The following is a 26,048-nucleotide window of genomic DNA, read 5'->3' as shown; positions in this document are numbered from 1 at the left end:
GTCCAAAAAGGACGGGCGGGACGCCCATCCCACAATAACAATTAAAATTGTAAGTTATTTAATTCGCGATCCTAAAATCGTATTACCGTCTCGCGATTCTCACACCTTCCCTAAAATGCGCGATCGTGGCAATTACTGCTATAGAAAAGTAAAATATTCTAATCAACCAAAAACAAACCCGCATTGACCAAGAAACAATAGTCGGAGCAATACCTGTGAACTGTACAAATCTGGAATTAACTTTTTTTTCAAAGCTGTCCAGGTCTTTCATCTCCGATTGTTTCGTGGGAATAACGGGAAACTGACCAGTATATACGTAATAACCGATAAAACCAGGCAATCCCACTTTTCTATTCAAAAATGAGTTAGTTAATGTTGCAGTTTGCGCTGGTAATAAATTATCCGATTCCTCTACTTTTTCCAGCCAAGAATTATATCTGATGGCTGGCGTAATCATGAAAACTAAAGGAACTATAACTATCAACAAAGCGGCACTAATTTTTCGACCATATTGAGGGTGTAGAAGCCTGGTCGCCACACCCACTCCCATACCGATAAATGCAAATATCAATATATTTAACAGTTCAATAATTTCGAGGCCTCTCAACAAATCGCCGATAATCAGAATGGTATATAATAATTTGTCTGCCAGTAGCAGAGCTGCCCACTTGATCAGAATTGAAACGCCTACAATAGTAGCTACAATCGCCACATACCCAATGCCACCTAGAACGTAGAGTAAAATCGAACCGACTTGTTTAAATGACTGCATGGAATTATTCACTCTTGTGAAAGTTTAGGAGTCTGATTGACAAAAATTTTAAAAATTTATAGCAATCTGGAGTTCCAAATTTGATTTTTAAAGTTGATTAGATCAACATCTGGAAATCAATCTAAAATCTAAAATCTACAATCGATCGACAAGTTCCCGCGCCGCCGCTTTGGTGACTTGTGCGATCCGTTCCTTCACAACATCCTCTTCGTTAGCGCAGCCCTCGAAGAGGATCGCCCTGTGGTCTGTTTCTTGTTCGCGATCGATCCCCAACCATAAAAGATACTCGATATTACCGGCCGGGCCAAGTAAAGGCGACCACGTTAAGCCGCGTTGCTGCCATCCTAAAGCTGTGGCTGCCTTCCACACTTGAAAAATCGCATCAGCTTGAGTTGCTGAGTCTCGCACTACGCCTTTTTTCCCGACTCTCTCGCGCCCTACCTCAAACTGCGGCTTTACCAGCAACACCGCTTCTCGCGGTGGTGCCAACAATTCCCACAGCGCCGGTAAAATCTTATCCAGGGAAATAAACGACACATCTACTACCGCCAAATCTGCATAAGCCCCTATTAGCAACGAATCTTGCTCCCCCCCTTGACAAGGGGGGGCTGGGGGGGGTGAATTGCCGTAAAGCTCAGTAGCAGTCATGTACCGCAAATTGGTGCGTTCTTTCAAAATTACCCTCGGATCGTTACGCAAGCCCCAATCTGCTTGACCGTAGCCAACATCTACGCCGTAGACTAGGGCGGCCCCAGCTTGCAGCAAACAGTCGGTAAAACCGCCTGTGGAAATGCCGCCGTCGAGACAAATTCTGCCTGCAACGGGAATCGCAAAAACTTCTAAAGCTTTGGCTAATTTGTCGCCGCCTCTGGAAACATAGCGCGATCGCTCTTTAATCTGAATTTTTGCTGCAATGTCAACCTCAGTGCCCGGTTTGTCAACTATCTGTTGGTTGATGGAGACTTTCCCAGTCCGAATCAATGCCTGAGCTTGCTGTCTGGAACTGCACAAATCTAGGCTGACCAATAAAGTGTCTAGTCGCTGTTTAGCCAAGGTTTTTAATCTGTACGGATAGGGTTAAGAACAGTACCAGATTAGCACTTACGCACAAGCCCGACTGCTAATTTTTGGCGATTATTTTGGTTTTTTGATCGTCGCGGGGCGATCGCCCCACCTCAGATTATGTGACTGAGATCGCTTTGATTGTGTAGTTTTATCACAGATATACCTTCATAAAATCACACAATAATTTTGGCTGCTAGCGGATGATTTAGATGCAGCTAAAAGCGCTACAAATACCATCAGGGCGATCGACTATGAAAACAATTAACTTTCCTATCAGAAATCCGGGCAATTGTCAAGAAAATCCCCTCGCCTTCGTCAGCGGTGACATCATCCACATTCTTTACCCCAATGGCGAAGTAGAAGCAACAACCGTCGCACAAATCGATCTCGGCCAAACCAAAAATCCTCTGGACAAATGCCTCGTCTGGGGATGTGTTGACGATTTTTAGCACCAGTTTCAAACAAGAATGCAATTATAGGGAAGCTCCAAACCCTTAATTCATCAGTCATTCCCAATTCTTCAAATTTTTAATCTATAATTTTTAATCTATAATTTTTAATCTGAAATCTTTAATCTAAAATTGTATAACCCATAAAAAAAGATCGCTTGGAGGCTGTGAGGCCAAAAAAAGCGATCGATCTAACTGCTGCTAACTGCCAGCCACAAGTGCAATTTGCTGCTAAAAGAACTAGCAAATTGACTTAAATATCTTGTTCGCTCAATTCGCGAATCATGTAATCAAAAGGCTGATCCAAAAAAGGCCCCACAGACAAGCCAGCAGCTTCCACCTGAGCCTTAACCATCTCCTTCATAATGCTAATCCCCATCACCGTCGGGCCAATGGGAACACTTAGAGAATTGTAAGTTTCGCGCAAACCTTGCAGCACGCGCTCGTCGAGCACGTCGGTACTTCCAGCCACCAGGGCGTAAGTAGCATAGCGCAAGTAGTAGTCCATATCCCGCAGACAAGCCGCGTAGCGACGAGTCGTGTAGGCATTTCCACCGGGACGGATCAGTTCTGGCTGTTCAGCAAATAGCTGGATACCAGCTTGCTTGACAATTGCCGCAGCATTGCTGTTAATCGCAGCCGCCGCCTGTACCCGTGCCGTGCCCGTTGCAAAATAAGATTTCAACCGATCGATACCATCTCGGTCTAAATACCTACCAGCAACATCATAATTTTCAATCAGGCTCGTCACTGCATCGCGCATAAGTTTCTCTCCCAAAAATCTTTATCAATACTTTGCTATCTGAGACAGACCGCCTATTGTAGACTACTACAAATCGGCGTTTGATTAAGATTTGAGATAGGATTTTCACCAAGGGTAGTCTATCCGCGGCAAACTGTCGTAACATTCACCCGTTTGCCTTGTATCTTCATCCGACAAATAATCCACAGGGCAAGAATCTCAAACTGCCCGGCCCCACTGGGCCCCTATTTCAAACTTTTGTAGCCCTAGATACAAAATAGTGGATACTGAAGGCCTACGATCGCCCACACAGTCTGAAATCGGCCGATCGCCAAGACACAACCAATATCAGGAGTAAGTCATGTTCCAGACACCCCAAGAAGCCTTAAACTACATACAAGAAAATAAGATCCAGATCGTTGACCTCAAATTCATCGATATGCCGGGGATCTGGCAGCACCTTTCCCTGTACCACGACCAAATCGACGAAACCGCATTCACAGACGGCGTACCCTTCGACGGTTCCAGCATTAGGGGCTGGAAAGCCATCAACGAATCAGACATGACGATGGTCATCGATCCGACCACCGCTTGGATGGACCCGTTCATGGCAGAACCGACCATCAGCTTCATTTGCAGCATCAAAGAACCTCGCACCGGCGAACCGTACAGTCGCTGTCCCCGCACCATTGCCCAAAAAGCCATAGACTACTTGCTTTCCACCGGTCTCGGCGATACAGCATTCTTTGGCCCGGAAGCAGAATTCTTTATTTTTGACGACGTTCGCTTCGACCAAACCCAAAATTCCGGCTACTATTACGTAGATTCGATCGAAGGTCGTTGGAATTCCGGCAAAGAAGAAGCAGGCGGCAACCTCGGCTATAAACCGCGTTACAAAGAAGGTTATTTCCCAGTAGCACCAACCGATACCTCACAAGACATGAGAACGGAAATGCTGCTGACAATGGCAAAATGCGGCGTACCCATCGAAAAACACCACCACGAAGTCGCCACCGGCGGTCAATGCGAACTCGGTTTCCGCTTTGACACTTTGGTAAAAGCCGCCGACTACTTGCTGACTTACAAATACGTCATCAAAAACGTCGGCAAAAAATACGGCAAAACCATCACCTTCATGCCCAAACCGCTATTTAACGATAACGGTTCCGGGATGCACGTTCACCAGTCGATTTGGAAAGACGGCCAACCTCTATTTGCAGGCGATCAATATGCAGGTTTCAGTCAAATGGGACTGCATTACATCGGCGGCATTCTCAAGCACGCACCGGCACTTTTGGCACTCACCAATCCCACAACTAATTCCTACAAGCGCTTAGTTCCGGGTTTTGAAGCGCCTGTAAACTTAGCTTACTCTCAAGGAAATCGATCGGCATCAGTGCGGATTCCGTTGTCGGGAACCAACCCCAAAGCCAAGCGGTTAGAATTCCGCTGTCCCGATGCCACATCCAACCCCTATTTAGCATTTGCAGCCATGCTGTGCGCCGGCATAGACGGCATCAAGAATCAAATCGATCCGGGCGAACCTTTGGACGTGGATATCTACGACCTTTCCCCTGAAGAATTGAGCAAAATTCCTTCAACTCCCGGTTCCTTGGAAGGCGCTTTAGAAGCTTTAGAAAAAGACCACAGTTTCTTAACTGAAACTGGGGTATTTACCGAAGACTTCATCCAAACCTGGATTTCCTACAAACTCGACAATGAAGTCAACCCGATGCGGCTGCGTCCTCACCCCTACGAGTTTGCTCTCTACTACGACTGTTAGAAAATTAATAATTGAAAATTAAAAGTTAAAAATGGTAATTATACCATTTTTAACCTGTGATTTTTAATTAATAAGAACGCCGCCCTTAAAAGCGGCGTTTTTTTTTAATTTAGAACTTCTGGATCAGCGCCCAGACTCTCCCGTTACCAGACACTATCTGGGCAACGCTGTTAGTAGTAGGGCCCATTGTAGCCTCAGAAACATCCTCTACAGCCCATTTATTTGCTTTCTCATCAACAATAAACAAATCGTCAGCGGTAGTGCCTTCCTGAACCCGATATATCTTATTCAAAATGAAACGCTGTCGCGCCTCAGCTTGTGGTATGCCCGTAACTTCATCAGGAGCGATAGAGAGGGCACTGCCTTCTTTTAATGTACCTTTCGAGTTGCTTAAATTGCGATCGTCCCTTTGAGCAACCTGCACGCCGTGAATCTGCAAACCAGGCTCATTCTCAGAGATATTCCAGACAGCAGCTAGGGCCCCACTTTTTCCCAAACCGAGAACCGCTGCACTAATAGTCAAAATTAGCAAAAACTTGAAATGATTCACTGTATTTATGCTCCTTTGTTTGTGAGATTATGCACTCATTCTAAATTAGCAATTAGCAATTACCAATGACCCAATGATGTCCGATATTTTTGTGATGATCCGCAATCAGAGTAACGTCGCCATGACTTCAGTTGACGGCATTGCGTTTGTCACTTTACTGACTCAAGAAGGACGAGTGGTGGCCGAGGAGACAGTTGACCTGTTTGAGGCAGATGTGAATTTTGATAACCTGAAGCAGGGAAAATATACTGTAGTTGTAAGGCACGAAGGCGTTGAACCTCGATCGGCAACCTGTAGTGTTACAATCACCGATGAAGATAAAGTAATCATGCTGACATTTGTTTACTTGGAGCTAGAACGGGTGTTGCTGGGCATTCAAACTTCAACCGAAGAAAGACTATGACCGTAAGGAACCCCACGCTTAAAAGCGGGGGCTTTTGGGAAGTCCGGCTCGTTCCGAGCGGTGCAAGAAGAAAGCCCGAACCTTACCAGAGACAGGATTAGACCTACGTTTTTTGAGTCATGATACCGGAAAATGCGACGCTAGTTTTCCGCTCTATCGCCAAAAGTTAAACAGGATTAACGGGGTTAAACCAGTGCTTTTGGCATAACAAGCTCTTAAAACATTCTCGAAGCGAACTTTACCCAGTAATGGAGGACTTTATGTCTAATTTCGTTTTTGTACTTGATAGTCACAAACGACCGCTCAATCCAATCCGCCCAGGATTGGCTCGCAAATTGCTAACCACTGGCAAAGCTGCTGTTTTTAAAAGGTATCCATTCACACTCATTCTCAAAGTAGAGGTAACAGCACCCCAAAAACCAATCACTCTTAAATTAGACCCTGGCTCCAAAACTACTGGAATCGCATTAGTGCAAGGAGAGGACGTAATCTTTGGTGCAGAACTAGCTCACCGAGGTCAATCAATTAAAGCTAGCTTGGAATCTCGCCGTTCACTGCGTAGGAGCAGAAGAAATCGCCATACTCGCTATCGAAAAGCGAAATTTTTAAATAGAACTCGCCCGAAAGGGTGGCTGGCTCCAAGCCTACAACATCGTGTCGAAACAACCCTAACCTGGGCAACTAGATTGATGAAAGTCGCTCCCATTGGTTCTATTGCTCAAGAACTTGTGCGGTTCAACTTACAACAACTAGAAAACCCAGAAATTAGTGGACTGGAGTACCAGCAAGGCGTTTTATGTGGTTACGAGATCCGCGAATATTTGTTGAATAAGTGGGATAGAAAGTGCGCGTACTGTGGAGCTACAGATACACCACTACAAGTCGAACATATTCATCCCAAAGCCAAAGGCGGATCTAATCGCATTTCTAATCTTTGTCTGGCCTGTGAAAAATGCAATGTCAAGAAAGGGACTCAAGGGATTGAGCAATTCCTCTCTAAGAAGCCAGATGTCTTGAAAAAGATCCTGTCTCAAGCAAAACGTCCATTAAAAGACGCAGCAGCCGTTAATTCGACTCGCTGGGCGTTATTTAATCAACTCCGTATGACTGGTTTACCAGTTTCTACTGGTAGTGGCGGCTTGACAAAATTCAATCGCACTCGTTTGCAGTTACCGAAATCTCACTGGTTAGATGCTGCTTGCGTAGGTAAAGTCGAAGAATTAAAGGTGCTGACTTCTCAACCGCTGCCAATAAAAGCAGCAGGACACGGTACTCGACAAATGTGTGGCACGGATCGGTTTGGCTTCCCAATTCGACATAGATCAAAAAAGCAGATCCATGTGGGTTTTAAAACTGGCGATATTGTTGGCGCGACAGTCACCGCAGGCAAGAAAGTCGCTTCCTACGTGGGACGAGTTCTTTGCCGTGCATCCGGTTCGTTCGACATCGCTACAATGAAGGGAAGAGTAGCAGGAATTAGTCATAAATATTGCCAACCTATTCACAAAAAAGATGGCTATTCCTATGGATTTTGATTCAAGGCGACGGTCGTCGCAGCCGCTTTCCTCCCCATGTCGGTAGCCCGGGGCTTCTCGCTCGTTTTCTGGTGAAAGTTACTCCGCCAAATTCAATTAAAATGTTTCGCCCCGCGAGTACATTTCTTGGCAAAAGACCTCTGGAGGGAAAAAAACCCGATTTGTCGGATGAATCTGGCTTTACAGTTAGCCGATGTGGCGACAACTCTGGCTAGGTTAGAAGTAGAAGAGGCGCGAAAATTTCAACAAGAGTCTGCTAAGGATATGGTTTCAGACTCAACTGAGACTTGAGATAAAAGTCTACGGGAATTGGGAATTGGGCATGGGGCATTGACAACAAACTTCTAACTTGCTTTGTGAATTAGCAAGCCCAAAACTGTGTTACAGTTATGTAGGTATCTTTACAAAACAACACTGTAGATTATAGACACCAAAGTTATGCTTTTATTTCTGACAATAAATCTCGGTCAAATGCTGATTGCTCAAGCTTCATTTTGCCCTGACCCTAATGGTATCCAAATGATAGTCGTAGGGATTTTAATTGCATTACTTATCGCAGTTACTGGCGGGATGATTGTGGCAATTTATGTAATAGGATCAACCATGTTAGCAGGGTTGTCATGGGTAGGATTGATAACAGGGGGAATTTTTGGTTTTCTTCATCTACCACTAGATCTTCATGCTTTGGGAATTTTTGGGGTGATTGGGCTGTTTATAGTAGGGGGTATCAAGGGGATGTTAGGATGTGGTTAATTAAAATTAACCTCGCTCGAAAAAAAACCGATTTCTGACCACCCCTGCGTCCAGGACTAAATTTACCCCACGGCTCAATCCTCCCACACAACAACTTTCACCCTTGCGAGGTAATTGGTTGTCGAAAAAACTGCGTTACACTTATATAGGTATCTTTACAAAACAACATAAAACCATGACTGTTGCCTATCCCCGCAAGCTTCGCAACGCAATGGGAGCGCGCGAAATTTTAGCTAATGTAGTGCGCGATCGCGAAATTCACCTGATCACCCTCAACCGCTACCGCTACAGCGAACAGCGCAGTTGCAAAGACCTCACCGAGGTGATCGAACAGCTAAACGGGGAACCAGCCGAACTCGTGCGCGACCTTTCTCGGCACATTTCCGACGAAGCGCGACACGCCATGTGGCTCACCGACTTGCTGGTAGACCTCGGCCAAAACGTGGGAACGCCGCCAGGAGTCTCCTACATTGACGAATTTGAAAGGTTGTATGACAGCGAACAACAAGACCCCACCACAAACCGCGAAGACTTCGTAATTTCTTCCCTCGCCGCGATTAACGTCACCGAGAAGCGGGGCTGCGAATACTTCTCAGCGCACATCCACGCCCTCAAACAGGCTCCCCAAACCGCAGAAAACGTCAAAATCCGCGAAACAATCGAAAAGATTTTTCCCGAAGAAGCTGGTCACGTCCGCTGGGGCAACCGCTGGCTGGCCCAAATCGCCGACAAAAGCCCGGAACACCGCCAGAAGGTGGAACAGGCAAAGCGCAAGTATGTGGCGATCGAACAAGCAGCTTTTGAATCGGGAATGGATATCATGCTGGGGGCAGAACTCCGCCGCGTCACCCGCCTTGTGGATATTGCCAATACCATGCCGATGTGGGAACGCCCGCAATACCTGATGGAACGCTTGCCCAGAACCCTGCTGGCCCCGGACCTGCAAATGACCAGAGTCGATGTAGCTCAGCGGGCCTGGAACCGCGACCCGCAGGCATTTATGGAGAAATTTGTGCCGATGTTCCTCAACGGCTTGAATACCATTGAGAAGAAGCCGGCGGCGACTAAGCCCAAGGCTTAAAAACGATCGCGAACCTGATTGAAACCGCTTTCCCAGTCAAACTTGCGTCTGCCTCCGCAAACAAGCGAGATCTACTGGTTCCCAGGCCTAGCCTCGGAACCAGTTATTTAAAGTCATAATTTGTACTCGTTACCAGGCAGATCCTGGTAACGCAGATCCAGATGCTCTGCCTCAAGTTTTCGTAGTTAAGCGAGGCGGAGCCTCTGGACATCGGTTCCCAGGCAGAGCCTAGGAACAAGTTACTCTGGACGGAGCTTTAAGATTTAAAATTTACAATCTGAAGAACATAGCAAGTAAACTGATTATTGGAATAGTTTTCCATCTAAATATAATCATGACTACCAGCGAGCCGAACATACAAACAGCTTCCGCAGAAAGCCTATCGAGGGAAAGCGCGATCGCCTCCGAGCAGGTCGAAAAAGCCACAGCCGTCACCTATGCAGAAGAAATTGAAACTGTCATCGCCAGCATGGCTGTAGACCAAAAAGTGATGGTCGGTCAAAGTGAAGCTGGCGGACATCTTTGGAAGTTTAAGTACGGCAGTGTTGAAGTGTTCGTGCAACTCACCGGCGAAACCGAAGATGATACTTTGACTGTTTGGGCTTTTGTACTGCAGTTGCCTGCGAAGAATGAAGCTCAATTAATGCGGAAACTTCTAGAAATGAATTGGCTGTCTACTTTGGAATCTCATTTTGCCATTGTTGACAATCAAGTTGCGGTAATATCGACTCGGACGATCGCCGAAATCTCGACCGGAGAAATTTCTCGTGCTATCACTATTGTCGCCACTATCGCCGATGACAACGACGATATTCTGCAAGCAGAATTCGGTCAGTAGTGATTAGTTAACAGTTAACAGTCAACAACTAATACTTAAAAGTTAAAAGTTAACAGTTAACAGTTAACTAATATGCAGGCCCTGCGATCCAAGCAATAGTGATTCCCAGCCCCAAACCGACAAGCACTTGAAAAGGAGTGTGTCCCAGCAACTCTTTCAGGCGAGCCTCATTAAGGTTGTGATCTTCCTCAAAAAACTCGTCAATAATTTGGTTGAGGATGCGAGCTTGCTTGCCTGCTGCTTGGCGGACGCCTGCTGCGTCGTACATGACAATAATTGCAAAGATCGCAGCGATCGCAAAGTCCGGACTTTCCCATCCCATCGTTTGTCCGACTTCAGCAGCCAAAGCGCCCACAAAAGACGAGTGAGCGCTGGGCATTCCCCCCGTTGTTACCAAATACTGAAGATTAAACTTGCGATTTTTGACCAACTCGATCGGCAACTTCATGATCTGAGCCGCCAGACAAGCGATCAAAGCAACCACGAGTACATGATTGTTTAAAATGCCGCTGCAAATTTCCTGCATAGTGTTTAGTATTTCTAGTTACTGCGGCTGGTAATATAATCGGCGATCGCCAGCAGCGGTAGAGCTTTGCTCCCAAACACTGCCAATTGAGCCTTAGCATCAGCAACAAGCTGCGAAGCTTGGCGCCGAGACTCCTCAATTCCCCACAAACTCGGATAAGTGACTTTCCCTGCTTGAACATCTTTGCCAGCAGTTTTGCCCAGTTCTTCTTGGGTAGCAGTAATATCCAGAATGTCGTCAATGATCTGGAAAGCCAACCCAATATTTTGAGCGAAACGAGACAGCCGCTGCAAATCCGCAGCCGAAGCCCCAGCCAGAATTGCCCCACAAACTACGCAGGCCTCTAACAGCGCGCCTGTTTTGTGAGCGTGAATGTAATTCAAAGTTTCCAGAGAAACATCTGTCTTTCCTTCCGATTCCAAATCAACCACTTGACCGCCTACGAGTCCAGCAGCACCCGATGCCCGCGCTAAATGGGCGATCGTCTGCAACACCTGTTGGGGGGGTACGTTCTCAGTTTTAGTGGCGATAAATTCAAAAGCATAGGTCAACAAACCATCGCCAGCCAAAATGGCGATATCCTCGCCGTAGACTTTGTGGTTCGTCAGTTTGCCGCGCCGGTAGTCGTCATTGTCCATTGCCGGCAAATCGTCGTGGATCAGCGACATGGTGTGGATCATTTCCAAAGCGCAAGCTGTCGGAATTGCCATAGATGTAGTGCCGCCGGCCAGTTCGCAGCTAGCCAGACACAGGATCGGACGCAGGCGCTTGCCCCCCGCTAGCAGCGAGTAGCGCATTGCTTCGTAAATTTTCTCTGGGTAGATGACCGGCAGTGCACTGTCGAGAGCTACCTCGATCGCCTCTTTTCGCTTGACTAGATAAGTAGATAAATCGAAAGAGGATTCCGGTTGGGACGAACCCATTTCTGTTGCCAATACCATCCCTTGCTCTCTTGTACTTAATATTTATATGGGATATTGTGAGCCGTTGGGGTCGCATCGTGCTGACTTTTACGGCAGTAGTTGCTCGAACTCCGAGCATCAATTAATCATTCTACGGGTGTTGTTGCACAGAAAATCTTTGAGTTTTGATAAGTTTGTCAAATTACCAGTCAATCTAAAATTTACAATCTCAAATCTCAAATCTCAAATCTGCTAATGTGTCTGGCGACTTCCAAAAACCGTTGCACCGCCGCCGTTGGATCGCTTCGCCAAATTAGAGCGATCGCCACAATGCAGGTTGATTCTGGTAACGCTTTGTAAACAACCCCGCTGCGCTGGAAATTTTGCATCGACGCCGGGACGATCGCCACTCCCATCTCGGCGGCTACCAGACTCACAATGGTTTGCATTTGAATTGCTTCTTGAGCCGCGATCGGGCTAAAACCTGCTTGTTGACAAAGACTGACGATCGCATCGTACAATCCCGGAGCCTGGGAACGCGGAAATAGGATGAACGGTTCCGTGGAAAGTTCGCGTAATTCAAGATGCGTGCGATCGGCCGCCGGATGCGTTTCTGGCAGTGCCACGATCAGCGGTTCTCGAAAAACGATTTCAGAATTTATCCCATCTTCCTCAACCGGAGGGCGCACGAAGCCGATATCAATTTGCCCGAACCGCAACCGCTGCAACTGTTCGTTTGTTGTCTGTTCGTGCAGTTCGAGCTTGACGGCGGGACACCGAGTGCGAAAGGCCTGCAAAATGGCTGGAACCACGTTGTGTGCTGCCGAACTCACAAAGCCGATCGTCAGTTGGCCGAGTTCGCCCCGACTGGTTTGTCTACCGAGTTGAATTGCTCGATCGACTTGTTGCAGAATTTTCCCGGCTTCCTCAAAAAAAACCTGTCCCGCTGCCGTTAACTGCACCGTCCGCTTGGTACGGCGAAACAGTTGAAACCCCAATTCTGCCTCTAAATTCTGGATTTGTTGGCTCAGCGGAGGTTGGGCAATATGCAGTTTTTCCGCTGCGCGAGTGAAATTCAGTTCCTCTGCAACTGCAATGAAATAACGCAAATGTCGCAGTTCCATAGCTCCCAAATCATTTATATTTTAAAAGTATAAGTTGTTAGTTAAACATATATTGGACATTTATGACGGCATTTAATACAGTGATTAATAGGCGAAGTTGAGAATTAAACAATGACTAATTTGGATATCAAAATTAGAGAAGCATATCTGGCAGATTTGGAATTAATCCTGGATTTTATTTCACAAAAAAGCGAGTTTGATGGATGTAAAAATCTGTTGAAAGCAACAGGCGATAAATTGCAGAAAGCCTTGTTTGGCAAGCCTCCGCTAGTGCGGGTTTTGTTGGCTGAAGTTGCCGGAACAGCGGTAGGTTTTGCTATTTTTTATTCCTCCTATTCCAGTTTGTTGGCGCAGCCTTGCCTGTGGCTTGATGATTTATTTGTGCAAGCTTCTATGCGCGGTATGGGAGTCGGGACAGCGCTGTTAAAGTCTTTGGCACAAATTGCTGAGTCCACAAATTGCGGGCGGATTGAGTGGACTGTTAATACTGCAAATGCACCGGGAATTGCTTTTTATGAAAAGCAGGGAGCGCGGATTTTGGAAAATATTAGGGTTTGCCGCATCGAGGGACGTGCGATAGCCCAACTCGCTAACAAATAAGTTGGTTGGTTTTGTGAATAAGGATTTTTTTTTACCGCAGAGTACACAGAGAACACAGAGAGAGATGAAAGGTTTAGAGTAGTTATGATGACACAAGATTCTTGGAATACAAATCTCTACGAACAACAGCACGCTTTTGTTTGGCAATACGGCGAATCGCTTTTGAAATTACTGGCTCCGAAGGTTGGTGAACGTATTTTAGATTTAGGTTGCGGTACGGGACAGTTAACTGAAAAGATTGCTGAAAGTGGGGCTTTTGTGTATGGGATTGATTCATCTTTGTCGATGATTTCTACGGCAAATGTTAACTATCCTCACATTAACTTTTCTGTCGCAGATGCGAGGAGTTTTCAAGTAGAAGAGCCGTTAGATGCTGTGTTTTCTAATGCGGTTTTACACTGGATTAAACAGCCGGATGCTGCGATCGATTGTGTGGCAAAAGCGCTGAAGCCGGGAGGGCGTTTTGTGGCTGAGTTTGGCGGTAAGGGGAACGTGGAGGCGATCGTCCGCGCACTTTTGAGTGTTTTGTCAGAAATTGGCTGCCAGGAGCCTGAAGCGCTTAATCCTTGGTATTTTCCGAGTATTGGCGAGTATGCTGGGCTTTTGGAAAAGCAGGGATTTGATGTGGGTTATGCGGTTTTGTTCGATCGCCCGACTCCCCTAGAAGGTGGCAGCGCGGGTATGGTAAATTGGATTGAAATGTTTGCTGGCGGGTTTTTGTCGGGGTTGTCTGATGATGTGCGATCGCAGGTAATTAACGCAGTTGCAGAGCGTTTGCGATCGGCGCTGTACCGCGATGGTAATTGGAGTGCAGATTACCGCAGAATTCGCGTTGTGGCTGTAAAACCGTAGGGTGCGTCGCGATCGCAAATATTCAAATTCGAGAACATCGTCAGGTGCGTCGCTTCTTCAAAACTCGATTTTTCACGCGATTTTTCTGCAAGCGACGCACCCTACGTTAATTGTTTTGTATGGTGCGTCGCTTCTTCAAAACTCGATTTTTTACGGAAATTTTCTGCAAGCGACGCACCCTACGTTAAGTGTATTTGTAATGATGACTAATGACTACTTGATGCTGTAACTCGAAACGGTATTTTCCAAAAGCATAGCAACAGTCATCGGCCCGATTCCTCCCGGCACCGGTGTGATAAATTCGGCTACTGTTTTAACCGCATTAAAATCAACATCTCCGGCTAAACGACTCGTACCGTCTGGATTGACGACGCGGTTAATACCGACATCAATTACTACCGATCCAGGTTTGACCATATTAGCTGTAATCATTTCTGTGCGGCCGACTGCGGCTATTAGAATATCAGCTTGGCTGGTAATCGATTCTAGGTTTTGCGATCGCGAATGAGCTACAGTAACAGTACAATCGGCTTCTAAAAGCATCAGCGCCATCGGTTTACCTACTAAAATACTCCGTCCCAAAACAACGGCGTTTTTTCCTTTTAAATCAATCTGGTATTCCTGCAATAACCGCATCACTCCGGCGGGAGTACAACTCCGCAAACCTTCCTCCCCGCGCACGAGACGGCCTAAATTTACAGGGTGAAGTCCGTCAGCATCTTTATCGGGGGCAATTTGGTACAGCAGCGAAATTGCATCTAAGTGTTCTGGTAGCGGTAATTGAACTAAAATGCCATCTACTCGATCGTCCTCGTTGAGTGCACGAATTGCAAGTTCTAGTTCGGCTTGAGTAGCGTTGGCTGGGTAATGCTGGCCGAAGGAAGCTATCCCAACTTTAGCGCAGGCTCGCTCTTTATTGCGAACATAGGCTGCGCTAGCTGGGTTGTCCCCTACCATCAGCACCGCAAGTCCCGGAGGACGACCCTTTTTGGGTTGTAGGGCGCGGACTCGATCGCTCAGCTCGCTTTGAATCTTTGTCGCTAAAGCTTTGCCATCTAGTATTTGAGCAGTTTTGGCATCCATTGTAGACTCTGGGTTAGGGGCTGATGATTTTAGATTTTAGCTTAATCCCCGCCAAGGACTACACTAGAGAAATTTCTTACTTGCGATCGATTCTGGGGATTCTGTTAAAGTAAGTCGTATCTCACATCTCAAATCAGTTGACAATGACTACTGCAATTAAGCAAGTTTGGGTTCAAAGATTCTGTACCAGCTCTTTGTCGCTAATCCTCGCCAGCGGTTTTTTCAGTTGCGGCAATTTACCCATGTCTCAACTTAATCTTGGTTTTAATGTTGCTAGCATTGGCGACATTCAACAAAAGCGACAAGTCGATGGTGAAGTTTATCTCCGGGGAAAGGTGGAAAATCGCGCTCCGTTTGTGGGGACTGCGGCTTATCAACTTGAGGATGGTACTGGCAGTATTTGGATTTTAACCAAGCAAGAGTTGCCCCAGCTTGGCGATGAAGTATTGCTGAAGGGAGAAGTCCGCTACAAGAGTATTACTCTGAAGGATTTGGCCGGAAAAGATTTAGGTGAAGTTTATGTTGAGGAAATGGAACAATTAAAGCGCACTCCAGCGGCAACTAAATAAAAATAGGAAGATGCTATAGCCTTTCTCAGTAACATGAGGTGGTCATAGGGATCCGTGGGCATAGGGTTCGCCCCCATATTTCACCACGCTTGAGAACCGCTATAATTTATTTCATTAAGTGATTCTATTTCATAAAAATCAAAGGTTTATAGTTGCGCTTGGGCGATTTGGATCTGTTTATTTATCCTCAAAGTTCATTAACCATAATATTATGGTCGGGGCGGGTTTACCTAGATTTTTGGTGGGTTTTACAGATGTTGGTGAACCCGCCCCTACAGCAATTTATTCCTTCTTCCTTCTTCCTTCTTTCTGCTTTTTAACAAATGACTAAAATTCACGTTGCGATCGCGATTTTGTACCAAGACGGCAAGTTTCTCTGTCAGTTGCGAGACGATATTCCTCATATCAGGTATCCCGGACATTGGGCTTTGTTTGGCGGACACTTGGAACCGGGAGAAACTGCGGAAGTGGCTGTCTTGCGAGAATTGAAAGAAGAAATTAGTTATGCTCCTGCAAGTGTTTCTTTTTTCTGTTGCGATGTCGAAAAAGATGTTGTTCGCCACGTTTTTTATGCACAACTTAGTGCGGATGTCAAGGATTTAGTTTTGCTTGAGGGTTGGGATATGAAGTTGTTGACACCCCAGCAGATTCGGGCCGGCAAATGCTTTTCTGAGCAGTCAGGAGATGTGCGACCTTTTGGGATTGCTCACCAGCGTATTTTATTGAATTTTATTGACTCGATTTGAGAAAATTGGCACTCACCCCACATTGCAGGGGTTTGAGGAGGGAGATATTCGTAAGGTGCGCCCAGGCGTGCACCTTACATTGCAGGCAGAGCTGTTTCATTCTCTTGTAGGGGCAGCCCCCCGTGGCTGCCCCAATCTCTGAAACACGAGCAAATCGTGGATGGGGAGGGTAGGCACGGGGAGTAGGGGTAGCACTACAAGAGTCAAAATCATCGTTTTCTGTAGGGGCAATCCGACCCCTACTCCCCGTGGTTGCCCCGAAACAGCCCTGACATTGCAGGGGGTTTAAAAGTTAAGAGCGAGCCGCAATCATTCCGGTTTGGCGCGCGTAGTCAAACAACCCTCCGGCATCTATTACTGGCCCTACTTCTCCTAACGGTTTGAGCGAGAAAGTTCGATCGAGAGTGTGGTTGACAATTACCTCTGCTGTAAAGTCGATCGTCACTTCTTGCCCCGTTACAAACAAGTCGCAGAGCCGCTCAACTGATTCGATCGGGTACAATTCGCCAGTAGCCGAGCAATTGCGAAAGAAAATGCGCGCGTAAGACAAAGCTACCACCGCTGTGACACCTGCAGCCCCCAGAGCGATCGGAGCGTGCTCCCGCGAAGAACCGCAGCCAAAATTTTCGCCCGCTATGATAATCGGATACCGGGTTTTCTGTTCGCCGGATTCGATAAACTTACCATAGCGATCGGGCAACCCAATCATCGCGTAACTGCCTAGTTTCTCGTACTCATCCGGCTTCGAGGGTACCAGGGTCAGGTATTCGGCAGGGATAATTTGATCTGTATCGATGTTGTCGTCTACAACAAAAATTTGACCGCTAATTACTTTACCCATAGTTTATTTCCTGTTAGCCTCGCTCGATGCTGTGGTGATAATTTTAAGTGGATCGGTATGCAAGATTTGCATCTGTTCATTTTAACCTGGCAGTGTCAGTGATAACCTGTATGAATAAAAATTAGATCCGAGACTTTGGGTTAACAATTAACAGTTGCTAAGCGTCAACATAGTTTTATGGCAAATCCAATAGATGACATTGCTCGACAAGCTCGCGAGGGCTCGGTTGCATCGATTATTCAAATCCTTAATGACGAACTGGCACAGGTAGGGGTCAGGGCCCGAGCTGTGTTTGCAGACGGGGTGTTGCAACTGCTGTGCGAAGCTGCAACGCCCCAATTGCTCGAAGAGTCTAGTTTGGTCGATCGAGTCCGAGCAATTTTGGAACGCATTTCGCCCCACAATATTCGCCGAGTCAACATCAACAGCCGGCTTGTCCGAGAACACCAACTGCTGTGGCTGGAAGAAATTAGCCGCGATCCCGAAAATCAACTGTTGTGGTCTCAAGAAATTAAACTCCGAAAGCCGAATTTGTTCAAGCGTTTAGCCACAGCCCATCACGAACGACAAGCTGTGGGAGGCAAGCGGGCTTTGCCAAGAATGGCTATACCTCGATCGATGCAGCAACCGCGACAATTTCAGCGCGGTATCGTCGGCGGCATCAGCTTGAGCGTGCTGTTGCTCGCTGCAGCGGCCGCCATCTACAAAGGACTTAATTCCCAAGTGCCAAACACTACACAAGCCAGCACCCAAGCAGTTGCCAGTGCTCCTCCCTCGGAGGCAAAACCTGCTGTGAAAATTTCTAAGGAGACTGTTAATTCTGCTGGTGACTCTTTTGCACAAGCAGTGCGAGTAGCCGAACAAGCAGCCACCGAGGGCAAAACCGCTCAATCTCGCGAGGATTGGTTAGTCGTAGCTGCTAAGTGGCAGCAAGCTTCCGATTTGATGGCAGCCGTGCCTTCCAAACATCCCCGCTACACCACAGCTCAGAACCGGACGGCACTTTATCGCCAAAATAGCGATAAAGCCCAACAGGAAGCACAAAATAAATAAATTTAACAAGAGAGTTCGCCGCGCTGCTCTAGGTGTTGTGAAAAATGAGTTTTTGAGTCAAAACTCGGAAACTCTCAGCCGGCGTTATGAGTGATAATTTGGGGATTTTGAATTTTTGCGATCGGCGTTACTAGATCGGCGGATTTGTATCACAATAAAAATTTGCTAGTATCACAAACTTAAATAGGAAACATCACACAGTGAGAATATGGGTGTCACTAAGCGGTCTCTAGAAAAGATTCATACTACTAATAACCGTCAATCGATTTTAGATTTTAGATTTTAGATTGACCCCACGGATAAATTCGGGGGGCAAGTTTCATCGGATACAGGTTTTTGATTTTTGGACGGATGAATCACGTGGCGGGTATCCTGGATGCGAGGGGGTCAAAATTAGGGGAATGGGATTGATAATCATCCGGTCAAGGATGGCAAAGTTCATCCCGTACAGATCCAAGCGTAGAAAACAGGAAAATAGAACTCGGTCATATCTGGGTATATTTTTACATATCGAGTCACCCGCCGATCGGCTCCACAAACACAGAAAGCAGACTCATAATGGTTAAGCCGACAGTTATGGAGAGGTTCTATATTTGTTGCAGCGGTAGTCGGCTCAAACATCTTAGAATAAAGGCTTGGTTGCCATGATCGATCGCCAGAGAAATCAAGACTTTACTTTGATCGACAGATCGCCGTCAGAGTCTTGCACATTGCATTTACCGCAAATCGCAGAATCAGTCTCAGTCCCAAAATTTCTGGATCGTCTTATGCAGTACCAGGTCGATCCTGCCCTTCTCGGGCGACAAATTTGCCAAATTCTCGCCACCAGCTTTGATCGAGAACTCCTGCTGCTGCAAATAGCCAATACTTTGGGGGCTGCATGGCGGGCAGATTTCTGTTTGGTTACTGCTGTGGTTGACCAGAAAGTAGTACATCCGAACGCTTACTGGCAAAATTGGAGCAATCTCCCTTATGTTGCCGATGTTGCCGATTCGACTCCAACACCGGAACACCCCCAAACTACAGGATTAAAACCGCCTAGCATATCACTCGAACATCCCGCTTGGGCAAACGTCCTAGCAAACGGAGAGATAGTGGTGATATCCGACTATCTTGATATTCCGGCAGCTTCATCGCCCAATTCCCCTGTGACTCCGCTGCCTTTTCGGGCAATTTTGGCAGGGCCTGCGCGATTTGGAGGGACTGTAAATGGCATGATAATTGTTGGTAAGTCGCAACCTTACGAGTGGTCGGTAGCCGATCTGCAGCGCCTGGAAGCAGCATCAGACGCGATCGGCAGCGCGATTTCTCACATTCAAAAAACTCAAGAAATTGCCAGCTTAAACGAACAGTTACAGCGACAAGCTAAATACAAAAATCTACTCAGGTTAGTTGCTGTCTCGCTCGGCACCAATTCAGAAGTCGATCGAATATTGCAGCAAGTTATTCAAAATACCGTCGATACCATGGAAGTAGATAGAGGCCAAATCCTCCTATTGAAATATACAGATCCTCTATTTACAACTCGCTCCCCCAATCAAACTCCCAAAGCGAAAGTCGAATTAGTTTGCGAATCGGTTGTAAAAAAAGATCCAAATAAACAGGCAATAACACAAAGCGCAGTCGGAAAAAAAAGCTCAACATCCAGAAGAAAAAACAAGGATAAAACTGCTAATTCCCCATCCAAAATTCCCAACTCAAAACCAAATAACTATCCAGGTTTTTGGCTATCAGAATCTAATTTGTGCCACCAAGCATTCCACAGTGCGCCCCGACCCCTAGCCCTCGCTGATGCAGGCGAATTAATCGCCAAAGAACAAGAAGTAGCCACAGAAATTTTGAAACTCCAAGGCATTCGCGACTTGCTGCTGGTTCCCATCACGGGCGGTAGCTGCCACGAAACAGTTTTGGGTTTCTTGGTTTTGCAGCACTCGAAGCCGCGCACTTGGAACCCGGAAGAACTAGAAGTTCTCGAATCAGTCAGCGCTCAAGCGAGCAAGATGATGATCCAAACTCAAACGCTTAAGGAATTGCAAACCGTAGTCTTAGACAGAAACGCTCAGTTGCAGCAAAGTCTCGACGTGCAGGGGAAACTGTACGAACAATCTGCCAATCAGCTAGAGCAAATGCGGAAATTGAAGGTGGTTAAAGACGAGTTTCTCAGCACTCTGAGTCACGAGTTGCGTACCCCTTTAACAATCATGAAGCTGGCGATTCTGATGCTCAAACAAGCTGAACAGCCGTCAGCGAATCGGACTAAGTATCTCGACATTCTAGAACAGCAGTGTTCTAAGGAAACTGCTCTGGTTAACGATTTGCTGGCCCTCAAGCAGTTTGAGCCTCAGCAAGTCCCAATTTCTCTAATCAAAATCGATCTCAACCGTTTATTTCAAGATTTAGTTAGGGATTTTGAAAAACAGTGGGCGGATAAGCAATTGACTCTTAAGGTGGATTTGCCCAAATTGACCCCTTGCTGGGAAACTGACCCGGACATTCTCAATCGGGTACTGCTGGAACTGCTGACGAATGCTGGAAAATACTCTGCTTCTGGAACGGCGGTAGTTTTGGAAGTGTCTGAGGCAGTCGGTTATATTGTCCTGAGCCTTTCTAATTTCGGGCGTGGCATTTCTGCGGCTGATTTGCCCCACATCTTTGAGAAGTTCCGCCGTGGCACTGGCATTACTGACCAAGCTATCGCCGGTACGGGTTTGGGGCTGGCTCTGGTAAAGTGTTTAGTGCAGCACTTGAATGGTACTATTGATGTATCTAGCTGTCCGGCAGAAAGTTTAGAAGCTGACAATTTGTGGCGCACATCTTTTACTCTGACTCTGCCGCTATTTGCAGCGGAACTCTGTAATGTAGAAGAATAGTTCGGTTGAAAAGCTGCTCTTAATTGGCCGCGAACAGGCGAAACGACAAGACTTGCCAGAAGAGGGAGATTTGGAAATGTTGTAAACACTACCAAGTCCTCTGTTTTGAATTGTTTGTTTGGTTGCTGTCTAAATTGCCGGTTCTCGATTGCTGATTTTACCCAGGACTGATATTATGTCTGGTTATTGGGCAGTAATTAGCGCGTGTTTTTAGTGAGTACGACTGTCCTCTATTTATTAATTAATCAGGACTGGCATTACTTACTATGAACTTAATTATAATTGTATAGCCGGAGATGATATTACGCAGTATAGACCAAAGAAACTGAGTTTTTTAACTGTTTCAAAGGCCTGCAACCCGTCTTTTCGTACAAGCCGGTTTCTGCGTCCTGGATTGTCCCTAAAAATTGTCACGGTGCATGGAATTCGATCGCCAATATTATGCTCACAAAAGCTGCACCTAAAACCCTGCGTTGGCAACGTTCTAAATATTCGCCACTGGCACGGCAAATAGACATTTTTGCAGCGGCGGGAAAGTTTATGTTTTTTTTGTGGTGGGACGCACTGCTGCAAAATAATTCGCCTCAAACTAGAAGAATTCGCGCTCATTGGTTGGTCAATACTTTGCTGAATTTAGGCCCGACTTTTATTAAAATCGGGCAGTCTCTCTCGACTCGCGCAGATTTGCTGCCGCTTGAGTATGTCAAGGAACTCGAACAGTTGCAAGATCGGGTTCCTCAGTTTAGTTCCGAAGAGGCGATCGCTCTTGTAGAATCAGAGTTAGGCAAGGATATTTATGCTTTGTACCGCGATTTTGACCCGTCGCCACTGGCGGCTGCGAGTCTGGGACAGGTACACAAAGCAAGGCTGCACACCGGGGAAGATGTGATTGTAAAGGTGCAGCGTCCCGGTTTGGAAAGTTTATTTGATTTGGATGTCAAGGCGGTGCGCCAAGTGATGCGTTTTTGCGATCGCTATTTGCCTGGGACGCGCAAATATGACCTAGAATCTATTTATCACGAGTTTTTTAAGATTTTATATCAAGAAATTGACTACCTGCAAGAAGGTAAAAATTCCGATCGCTTTAGCCAAAATTTTCGAGAATATCCTCAGATTATTGTCCCCAAAGTCTACTGGCAATACACTACTAAAAAAGTGCTAACTCTAGAATACGCACCAGGGATTAAGGTGGACGACCGCATTAGTTTAGAGGCGATTGGAGTCGATATTGTGAAGCTCAATCAACTTGGAATTTGCTGTTATTTGAAACAGTTGTTAATTGACGGTTTTTTTCAAGCTGACCCGCATCCGGGAAATTTGGCGGTGACAGAAGATGGTAGCTTGATTTTTTATGATTTTGGGATGATGGCGGAGGTGAAGTCTCTGGCTAAAGACCAAATGGTCAAGACTTTTTTTGCTGTGATGAGAAAGGATACTGACGAGGTACTCAATACTTTAATTACGATCGGCTTAGTTGAGCGGATGCCGGATATGATGCCGGTACGCAGGCTGATTGCTTTCCTGTTGGATAAGTTTATTGATAAGCCGATCGACTTTCAAGCTTTTAATGAAATTAAGAACGAACTTTACATCATGTTTGAGCAGCAACCGTTTCGCTTGCCTGCAGAAATGATGTTTATTGTCAAGTCCGTGACGACTCTCGACGGCATTGCTAGAACTCTCGACCCTGACTACAATTTCCTAGCATCCGCTCAGCCTTTTGTCAAGAGTATTGCGGTGAGCAAGGGCCGGGGAAGTGCGATCGGAGAATTGGCAAGGCAAGCGCGAAGTTTTATTACATATAAGTTACGACAGCCGAGCAAATCGCAAGTTTATCTCAACCGTTTGGAGCAGCGAATTGAAGAGGGCGAACTGCAAATTAGAGTGCGAAATCTAGAGAGCGAAAGAGCCTTGAAACGCATTAATTTAGCCCTGAAAACTCTAATTTTCGCTTGTTTGACTGGTTTTGTCTTTTTGTCGGGTGCAGTGCTGCTAGTGGGCGGATATCAAACGGGGGCGATCGCAGCTTTTGCGGTTTCGGGATTCGGTGGCTTGTTTGTGTTGCGCTCGTTGTTAGACTTGTTGGTTAAGGAAAAGCTCGATCGAATGGTCGAGCGATAAATATACTGGGTAATTGGGAATTGCGATCGTAAGCTGCTACGCATTTAAATTGAATCCCGATCCGAGCTCTCCAGCCCGTTCTACAATAGCAGACGATCGGCTGAGGTTGGTACTGCAAACTAAGGATCGCGAATTAAATAATTTACACAATGAAAGTGGGTTTGGCGTCCCGTCCGGCCTTTCTGGACGGGCGGGACGCCCATCCCACAAGAACCATCACGCATTCTAAGTTATTTAATTCTCATTCCTAAACTTGTTAAAATAATTTGCGACTTTAGGTAGGGGCAGATTCTCAAAACACGAAGTTATACTCCTAACATATATTAAACGCGATCGCCCGCCCCTACAAAAAATGTACGCCCAAACATTGCTAAAACCAGACGGCCGCCCACTCACACTGTACAGCCGCTACCCAATCCCAAAAGGTATCGCGGCCGTAAGTCCCAGCAATGAACCCGTAGAGGCAAACCCGCACTTTCGGTGGCATCCTTTGCGGGGGGAATGGGTAGCATACGCCAGCCACCGTCAGGGAAGAACTTTCATGCCGCCGCCAGAATACAACCCGCTGGCTGCTACAATTAACCCTAAGTTTCCGACAGAATTGCCGCCGGGAGATTACGATGTAGCAGTGTTTGACAACCGCTTTCCCTCGCTGACTTTGCAAGCAAAAAACGCACCTGCAAATATTGTCGAAACTTTGCCAGCTAAAGGCATTTGCGAAGTCGTGGTTTTCACTCAAGATCCGCTGGCTTCCCTCGGTTCTTTGGAGTTATCTCATTTGGAATTATTGTTAGAAGTATGGGCCGATCGCACTTCAGTTATTGGCAGCAATCCCGAAATTGAATACGTCTTGCCCTTTGAAAATCGCGGCGTCGAAGTCGGAGTAACTTTGCACCATCCCCACGGTCAAATTTACGCTTATCCGTTCGTGCCACCGGTGCCAGCACGGATGTTAGAATGTCAATCTGTTTACTATCAAAAAAACGGTAGCGGTTTGCTGCAAGATTTGATTCAAAAAGAGATTTCCGACAACCAGCGAATTATTTATTTAGACGAAGAGGCGATCGCCTTTGTCCCCGCTTGTGCCCGCTACCCTTACGAAGTGTGGATTGCCCCGATCGCCCCCGCTGCTACATTTGTCGATTTGACGGAAAAACAGCGGCAATCACTCGCTAAGGCCTTAAAAACAGTCACCCTCAAATACGACGGTTTGTGGCATCGCCCCTTCCCTTATTTGATGGCTTGGTTTCAAGGGCCCACCGACGGGAAACCCCACCCAGAAGCGCATTTGCACGCCCAATTTTATCCGCCCTATCGATCGAGCGATCGCTTAAAATACCTAGCAGGAACCGAACTCGCCGCCGGAATGTTTGCCAACGACGCTTTACCCGAAGAAAAAGCTAAAGAATTGCAAGCAGTATCTATCGATTTTAGATTTTAGATTTTAGATTTTAGATTTTAGAGATTGTAGATTTTAGATTTAGCAAATGTTAACTAAAATCAGTGATTTTCTTCCTTCTTCCTTCTTCCTTCTTTCTTATTTCATATATGATAAACTCATTCAACCAAGAAGTCGATACAAAACTCGAATTCATCCGCAAAGCCTTAACCGAAACAAAAGCCATCGCCCTTCGCTTGCGAGGTACAGACTGGTTTGCCTGGGCCACAGCCGGCGGTTCCCATACAGTATTGCTAACCGCAGAAACCGGAGTTGCAGAACTTTTAATTACCGCCGAAAACGCTTGGGTTCTCACCGATGAAATCGAAGCTCAACGCTTGCAAGATGAAGAATTGCCAGCAAACTTTAAAATGCACATCTATCCTTGGGCTGATGTTGCACAGCGCGAAGCTTTTGTCAAAGAAATTACTGGTGGCGGTAACGTCATGAGCGATCGGCCAACTTCCCAAGAAATGCCAATAATCGCATCTTTACAATCCCGCAAACAGACAATGATGTCAAGCGAATTAGAGCGATACCGGCGAGTCGGGCGTTTAGCCAGCGAAGCGATGACAGAGGTACTTTCCGCCGCCAAACCCACATGGACAGAATATCAGCTAGCGGGAGCCGGTGCAGAGGCTTTGTGGGCGAGAGGTTTGCATCCAGCCCTGACATTAGTTGCTGGAGAAAGGCGTTTGCCGCTGTACCGCCACGCCACAGCAACCGCCGAACAAATTGGACGACAAGCAATGTTAGTATTTTGCGCGAGGGGATGGGGTTTGTATGCCAATTTAACTAGATTTGTCTGTTTCGATTTTCTGGGCGAAAAGCATTCAGAGTTGCACCGACAAGTCAGAGAAATTGAAGCAGCAGCGCTAAATTTTTGTCGGCCCGGAGTAACGCTGAATGCGGTTTATGAGACGCTTGAAACTGCTTACGAAGAGCACGGATATCCTCAAGCAATTGCGGAACACCATCAAGGCGGAACTACCGGATATTTGGCGCGGGAAATTGTGGCTAATCCGGCTACTTCAGAGATTTTGGCAGAAAATATGGCTGTGGCTTGGAATCCGAGTTTGTCGGGAGCAAAAATTGAGGATACGTTTTTAATTCACAGCGATGGAACGTTAGAAAATTTGACTTTTGATCCGAATTGGCCGAGTGTTGAAGTCGCGGGAAGGTTGCGCCCTGTGCCACTGGAAATATGGGACGATCGACCTTAATCAATCTCAAGCAGTACCGATCGATCGCAACGCGCTACGACAAACGCGCTGCAAACTTTTTAGGTGCAATTTATCTGGCCGGTTCTGTCATTTAGCTTAATTTAGGACACGCCCTAGAGGAAAAAAGGA

25 protein-coding genes and 1 pseudogene are annotated in these 26,048 nt (G+C 46.5%); 17 read left to right on the top strand and 9 right to left on the bottom strand.

Annotated elements, in window-relative coordinates:
• Positions 1-82: 82 nt before the first annotated feature.
• Both QUB20_RS18835 and QUB20_RS18830 read right to left on the bottom strand, forming a co-directional pair.
• Positions 83-772, bottom strand: coding sequence for a hypothetical protein (locus QUB20_RS18835; protein ID WP_333247969.1), 690 nt, complete (start codon positions 770-772; stop codon positions 83-85).
• Between the two features lie 135 nt (positions 773-907).
• Positions 908-1,825 carry a TlyA family RNA methyltransferase gene (locus tag QUB20_RS18830; protein WP_333247967.1) on the bottom strand — a complete coding sequence of 306 codons (918 nt, stop codon included), beginning with the start codon at positions 1,823-1,825 and terminating at the stop codon, positions 908-910.
• A 263-nt stretch (positions 1,826-2,088) separates the two neighbouring features.
• Here QUB20_RS18830 and QUB20_RS18825 point away from each other — a divergent pair, with 263 nt between their 5' ends.
• A complete protein-coding gene (locus tag QUB20_RS18825) occupies positions 2,089-2,286 on the top strand; it encodes a hypothetical protein (protein ID WP_333291567.1) in 198 nt (65 codons plus the stop codon).
• A 253-nt stretch (positions 2,287-2,539) separates the two neighbouring features.
• Here the strand turns inward: QUB20_RS18825 and apcB are convergent, their stop codons facing one another.
• The gene (apcB, locus tag QUB20_RS18820) at positions 2,540-3,049 is read right to left on the bottom strand and encodes an allophycocyanin subunit beta (RefSeq protein ID WP_293258696.1); all 510 of its coding nucleotides are present in this window, start codon (positions 3,047-3,049) and stop codon (positions 2,540-2,542) included.
• Positions 3,050-3,389: 340 nt separating this feature from the next.
• Between apcB and glnA the strand changes: the two genes are divergently transcribed.
• Positions 3,390-4,811, top strand: coding sequence for a type I glutamate--ammonia ligase (gene glnA, locus QUB20_RS18815; protein ID WP_333245403.1), 1,422 nt, complete (start codon positions 3,390-3,392; stop codon positions 4,809-4,811).
• 109 nt (positions 4,812-4,920) lie between these two features.
• Here the strand turns inward: glnA and QUB20_RS18810 are convergent, their stop codons facing one another.
• Positions 4,921-5,361, bottom strand: coding sequence for a hypothetical protein (locus QUB20_RS18810; RefSeq protein WP_333247963.1), 441 nt, complete (start codon positions 5,359-5,361; stop codon positions 4,921-4,923).
• 73 nt (positions 5,362-5,434) lie between these two features.
• Here QUB20_RS18810 and QUB20_RS18805 point away from each other — a divergent pair, with 73 nt between their 5' ends.
• The 6 genes from QUB20_RS18805 to QUB20_RS18780 all read left to right on the top strand — a co-directional run bounded on the left by QUB20_RS18805 (position 5,435) and on the right by QUB20_RS18780 (position 9,971).
• Positions 5,435-5,764 carry a hypothetical protein gene (locus tag QUB20_RS18805; protein ID WP_333140756.1) on the top strand — a complete coding sequence of 110 codons (330 nt, stop codon included), beginning with the start codon at positions 5,435-5,437 and terminating at the stop codon, positions 5,762-5,764.
• Positions 5,765-6,024: 260 nt separating this feature from the next.
• Positions 6,025-7,299 carry an RNA-guided endonuclease IscB gene (iscB, locus tag QUB20_RS18800; protein ID WP_333247961.1) on the top strand — a complete coding sequence of 425 codons (1,275 nt, stop codon included), beginning with the start codon at positions 6,025-6,027 and terminating at the stop codon, positions 7,297-7,299.
• Between the two features lie 126 nt (positions 7,300-7,425).
• Complete coding sequence (locus QUB20_RS18795; protein WP_333247958.1) at positions 7,426-7,590, top strand: hypothetical protein; 165 nt, start codon at positions 7,426-7,428, stop codon at positions 7,588-7,590.
• Between the two features lie 147 nt (positions 7,591-7,737).
• On the top strand, positions 7,738-8,052 hold the full coding sequence (locus QUB20_RS18790; protein WP_333291565.1) for a hypothetical protein: 315 nt from the start codon (positions 7,738-7,740) through the stop codon (positions 8,050-8,052).
• Between the two features lie 175 nt (positions 8,053-8,227).
• On the top strand, positions 8,228-9,133 hold the full coding sequence (locus tag QUB20_RS18785; protein WP_333247954.1) for a ferritin-like domain-containing protein: 906 nt from the start codon (positions 8,228-8,230) through the stop codon (positions 9,131-9,133).
• 334 nt (positions 9,134-9,467) lie between these two features.
• Positions 9,468-9,971 carry a YbjN domain-containing protein gene (locus QUB20_RS18780; RefSeq protein WP_333057661.1) on the top strand — a complete coding sequence of 168 codons (504 nt, stop codon included), beginning with the start codon at positions 9,468-9,470 and terminating at the stop codon, positions 9,969-9,971.
• Positions 9,972-10,038: 67 nt separating this feature from the next.
• Here the strand turns inward: QUB20_RS18780 and QUB20_RS18775 are convergent, their stop codons facing one another.
• From QUB20_RS18775 to QUB20_RS18765, 3 genes are all read right to left on the bottom strand, one after another.
• The gene (locus QUB20_RS18775) at positions 10,039-10,497 is read right to left on the bottom strand and encodes a divergent PAP2 family protein (protein WP_333057662.1); all 459 of its coding nucleotides are present in this window, start codon (positions 10,495-10,497) and stop codon (positions 10,039-10,041) included.
• Positions 10,498-10,511: 14 nt separating this feature from the next.
• Positions 10,512-11,438 (bottom strand): geranylgeranyl diphosphate synthase CrtE, encoded by a 927-nt coding sequence (gene crtE, locus QUB20_RS18770; RefSeq protein ID WP_333057663.1) that lies wholly within the window; start codon positions 11,436-11,438, stop codon positions 10,512-10,514.
• A 197-nt stretch (positions 11,439-11,635) separates the two neighbouring features.
• Positions 11,636-12,523, bottom strand: a complete 888-nt coding sequence (locus QUB20_RS18765; RefSeq protein ID WP_333247952.1) for a LysR family transcriptional regulator — start codon at positions 12,521-12,523, stop codon at positions 11,636-11,638.
• Positions 12,524-12,634: 111 nt separating this feature from the next.
• On the opposite strand from QUB20_RS18765, the gene QUB20_RS18760 reads away from it, so the two are divergent.
• Together QUB20_RS18760 and QUB20_RS18755 are read left to right on the top strand one after the other, a co-directional pair.
• Positions 12,635-13,123, top strand: coding sequence for a GNAT family N-acetyltransferase (locus QUB20_RS18760; RefSeq protein WP_333247950.1), 489 nt, complete (start codon positions 12,635-12,637; stop codon positions 13,121-13,123).
• 78 nt (positions 13,124-13,201) lie between these two features.
• Positions 13,202-13,975 (top strand): annotated as a pseudogene (locus QUB20_RS18755) (class I SAM-dependent methyltransferase); the annotation flags it as partial.
• 213 nt (positions 13,976-14,188) lie between these two features.
• On the opposite strand, the gene folD reads toward QUB20_RS18755, so the two are convergent.
• Complete coding sequence (gene folD / locus QUB20_RS18750; RefSeq protein WP_333247948.1) at positions 14,189-15,058, bottom strand: bifunctional methylenetetrahydrofolate dehydrogenase/methenyltetrahydrofolate cyclohydrolase FolD; 870 nt, start codon at positions 15,056-15,058, stop codon at positions 14,189-14,191.
• Between the two features lie 143 nt (positions 15,059-15,201).
• Here folD and QUB20_RS18745 point away from each other — a divergent pair, with 143 nt between their 5' ends.
• Positions 15,202-15,627, top strand: coding sequence for a DNA-binding protein (locus QUB20_RS18745; protein WP_333233209.1), 426 nt, complete (start codon positions 15,202-15,204; stop codon positions 15,625-15,627).
• A 323-nt stretch (positions 15,628-15,950) separates the two neighbouring features.
• The gene (locus QUB20_RS18740; RefSeq protein ID WP_333247946.1) at positions 15,951-16,373 is read left to right on the top strand and encodes an NUDIX hydrolase; all 423 of its coding nucleotides are present in this window, start codon (positions 15,951-15,953) and stop codon (positions 16,371-16,373) included.
• Positions 16,374-16,665: 292 nt separating this feature from the next.
• Here the strand turns inward: QUB20_RS18740 and QUB20_RS18735 are convergent, their stop codons facing one another.
• Positions 16,666-17,214 (bottom strand): LeuD/DmdB family oxidoreductase small subunit, encoded by a 549-nt coding sequence (locus tag QUB20_RS18735; RefSeq protein WP_333042404.1) that lies wholly within the window; start codon positions 17,212-17,214, stop codon positions 16,666-16,668.
• A gap of 177 nt (positions 17,215-17,391) precedes the next feature.
• Between QUB20_RS18735 and QUB20_RS18730 the strand changes: the two genes are divergently transcribed.
• The 5 genes from QUB20_RS18730 (at position 17,392) to QUB20_RS18710 (ending at position 25,919) form a co-directional block, all read left to right on the top strand.
• Positions 17,392-18,267, top strand: coding sequence for a hypothetical protein (locus QUB20_RS18730; protein WP_333245429.1), 876 nt, complete (start codon positions 17,392-17,394; stop codon positions 18,265-18,267).
• Between the two features lie 767 nt (positions 18,268-19,034).
• Positions 19,035-21,137, top strand: a complete 2,103-nt coding sequence (locus QUB20_RS18725) for an ATP-binding protein (protein WP_333247944.1) — start codon at positions 19,035-19,037, stop codon at positions 21,135-21,137.
• Between the two features lie 441 nt (positions 21,138-21,578).
• Positions 21,579-23,258: an AarF/ABC1/UbiB kinase family protein gene (locus tag QUB20_RS18720; RefSeq protein ID WP_333247942.1), complete on the top strand. Its 1,680-nt coding sequence runs from the start codon at positions 21,579-21,581 to the stop codon at positions 23,256-23,258.
• Between the two features lie 352 nt (positions 23,259-23,610).
• Positions 23,611-24,699 carry a galactose-1-phosphate uridylyltransferase gene (gene galT / locus QUB20_RS18715; protein ID WP_333245434.1) on the top strand — a complete coding sequence of 363 codons (1,089 nt, stop codon included), beginning with the start codon at positions 23,611-23,613 and terminating at the stop codon, positions 24,697-24,699.
• Positions 24,700-24,806: 107 nt separating this feature from the next.
• Complete coding sequence (locus QUB20_RS18710; protein WP_333247940.1) at positions 24,807-25,919, top strand: M24 family metallopeptidase; 1,113 nt, start codon at positions 24,807-24,809, stop codon at positions 25,917-25,919.
• The last annotated feature ends 129 nt before the right edge of the window (positions 25,920-26,048 follow it).

Source organism: Microcoleus sp. B4-C2 (assembly GCF_036705265.1).
Classification (GTDB): Bacteria; Cyanobacteriota; Cyanobacteriia; order Cyanobacteriales; family Microcoleaceae; genus Microcoleus.
This window is presented reverse-complemented; position numbering and strand designations above follow the sequence as displayed.

Coding starts and splice junctions, on each gene's coding strand:
- QUB20_RS18720 (WP_333247942.1), top strand. CDS start 21,579: ATGCTCACAAAAGCTGCACCTAAAACCCTGCGTTGGCAACGTTCTAAA.
- apcB (WP_293258696.1), bottom strand. CDS start 3,049: ATGCGCGATGCAGTGACGAGCCTGATTGAAAATTATGATGTTGCTGGT.
- glnA (WP_333245403.1), top strand. CDS start 3,390: ATGTTCCAGACACCCCAAGAAGCCTTAAACTACATACAAGAAAATAAG.
- QUB20_RS18785 (WP_333247954.1), top strand. CDS start 8,228: ATGACTGTTGCCTATCCCCGCAAGCTTCGCAACGCAATGGGAGCGCGC.
- galT (WP_333245434.1), top strand. CDS start 23,611: ATGTACGCCCAAACATTGCTAAAACCAGACGGCCGCCCACTCACACTG.
- crtE (WP_333057663.1), bottom strand. CDS start 11,438: ATGGTATTGGCAACAGAAATGGGTTCGTCCCAACCGGAATCCTCTTTC.
- iscB (WP_333247961.1), top strand. CDS start 6,025: ATGTCTAATTTCGTTTTTGTACTTGATAGTCACAAACGACCGCTCAAT.
- QUB20_RS18825 (WP_333291567.1), top strand. CDS start 2,089: ATGAAAACAATTAACTTTCCTATCAGAAATCCGGGCAATTGTCAAGAA.
- QUB20_RS18710 (WP_333247940.1), top strand. CDS start 24,807: ATGATAAACTCATTCAACCAAGAAGTCGATACAAAACTCGAATTCATC.
- QUB20_RS18775 (WP_333057662.1), bottom strand. CDS start 10,497: ATGCAGGAAATTTGCAGCGGCATTTTAAACAATCATGTACTCGTGGTT.
- QUB20_RS18745 (WP_333233209.1), top strand. CDS start 15,202: ATGACTACTGCAATTAAGCAAGTTTGGGTTCAAAGATTCTGTACCAGC.
- QUB20_RS18740 (WP_333247946.1), top strand. CDS start 15,951: ATGACTAAAATTCACGTTGCGATCGCGATTTTGTACCAAGACGGCAAG.
- QUB20_RS18790 (WP_333291565.1), top strand. CDS start 7,738: ATGCTTTTATTTCTGACAATAAATCTCGGTCAAATGCTGATTGCTCAA.
- QUB20_RS18805 (WP_333140756.1), top strand. CDS start 5,435: ATGATGTCCGATATTTTTGTGATGATCCGCAATCAGAGTAACGTCGCC.
- folD (WP_333247948.1), bottom strand. CDS start 15,058: ATGGATGCCAAAACTGCTCAAATACTAGATGGCAAAGCTTTAGCGACA.
- QUB20_RS18735 (WP_333042404.1), bottom strand. CDS start 17,214: ATGGGTAAAGTAATTAGCGGTCAAATTTTTGTTGTAGACGACAACATC.
- QUB20_RS18780 (WP_333057661.1), top strand. CDS start 9,468: ATGACTACCAGCGAGCCGAACATACAAACAGCTTCCGCAGAAAGCCTA.
- QUB20_RS18765 (WP_333247952.1), bottom strand. CDS start 12,523: ATGGAACTGCGACATTTGCGTTATTTCATTGCAGTTGCAGAGGAACTG.
- QUB20_RS18835 (WP_333247969.1), bottom strand. CDS start 772: ATGCAGTCATTTAAACAAGTCGGTTCGATTTTACTCTACGTTCTAGGT.
- QUB20_RS18725 (WP_333247944.1), top strand. CDS start 19,035: ATGCAGTACCAGGTCGATCCTGCCCTTCTCGGGCGACAAATTTGCCAA.
- QUB20_RS18760 (WP_333247950.1), top strand. CDS start 12,635: ATGACTAATTTGGATATCAAAATTAGAGAAGCATATCTGGCAGATTTG.
- QUB20_RS18730 (WP_333245429.1), top strand. CDS start 17,392: ATGGCAAATCCAATAGATGACATTGCTCGACAAGCTCGCGAGGGCTCG.